General features: G+C 49.4%; 2 protein-coding genes. Both read right to left on the bottom strand.

Features of this window, described 5'->3' with window-relative positions:
• Positions 1–413, bottom strand: a 413-nt coding sequence (locus B3S86_RS15135; protein ID WP_349677891.1) for a class I tRNA ligase family protein, incomplete at its 3' end; no start/stop codon positions are given.
• Positions 367–1,086 carry a serine O-acetyltransferase EpsC gene (gene epsC / locus B3S86_RS15130; protein WP_255344377.1) on the bottom strand — a complete coding sequence of 240 codons (720 nt, stop codon included), beginning with the start codon at positions 1,084–1,086 and terminating at the stop codon, positions 367–369. The genes B3S86_RS15135 and epsC, both read right to left, overlap by 47 nt.
• Between the last annotated feature and the right edge of the window lie 122 nt (positions 1,087–1,208).

Raw genomic sequence — 1,208 nt, 5'->3', positions numbered from 1 at the left:
CTTGAAGCGTAGGCATTGCCTTTTTCAACAAGGACTTCGATGAATGCGATGATATCGTCCATCGTTTCCGTGACGAGTGGATGGATGTCCGCTTTTTGGACATTTAAAGCACCCGTATCCGCGTGATACGCTTCAATGAAACGTTTCGTCAACGCATGATAATCTTCTCCCAGTTCGTTTGCTGTCCGGATGATCTTATCGTCGACGTCCGTGAAGTTCGAGACGTATTTGACCTCATATCCGCGGTATGTGAAGTAGCGACGGACTGTATCGAAGACGATCGCTGGACGTGCATTGCCGATATGAATGTAGTTGTACACAGTTGGACCACAGACATACATCTTGACCTTTCCTTCTTCTAATGGTTTAAATGGTTCCTTTTTTCCGGTCATGCTGTTGTACAGTTGAATCATGACGTCGCCCTCCTTTAATCCGTTCAATTTCTTGTTTTAATACTTCTAGTTCCATTTCAATCCGCTCTTGGCATTCGCTGACCGGATCCGGGAAACGATGATCAAGTGGTGCTTCGACCTTCATGCCGTCTTGAATGACGACACGTCCCGGAATGCCGACGACGGTCGCATTTGGAGGAACGTGTTTTAAGACAACAGAACTAGCACCAATTTTCGAGTATGCCCCGATCGTGATATCTCCAAGGACACGGGCACCTGCTGAAACAAGTACGCCGTCTTCAATCGTCGGATGACGCTTTCCTGTTTCTTTCCCCGTTCCGCCGAGCGTCACGCCTTGAAACAACGTGACGTCATCACCAATGATCGTCGTCTCACCAATGACGACACCCATCCCGTGGTCAATAAAGAATCGGCGTCCAATCGTCGCTCCTGGATGAATCTCGATTCCTGTCAAAAAGCGACTGAACTGCGAAATCAATCGACCGAGTAAGCGAAACTTCGCGTTCCAGAGCCGATGGGCCAGGCGATGCATCCAAATCGCATGTAAGCCCGGGTATGTCAAAATGACTTCTAACGTGCTGCGGGCAGCTGGATCTTGCTCAAACACATTGCGGATATCTTCTCGCATCCGTGTCATATACGTTCTCCTTTCCATAAGAAAAAGCGCCTCTATGCATTGCTGCACAGAGACGCTAACGAAGCGCGGTCCCACTCTGTTTGGACGATTGACTCGTCCCTCTCGACGTCCGTTAACGCCGGAGATACGTCTGCGCCTACTCTCACGGATTTCGGGCA

This window comes from Exiguobacterium sp. UBA3968, assembly GCF_002385115.1.
Taxonomy (GTDB): Bacteria; Bacillota; Bacilli; order Exiguobacteriales; family Exiguobacteriaceae; genus Exiguobacterium_A.
This window is presented reverse-complemented; position numbering and strand designations above follow the sequence as displayed.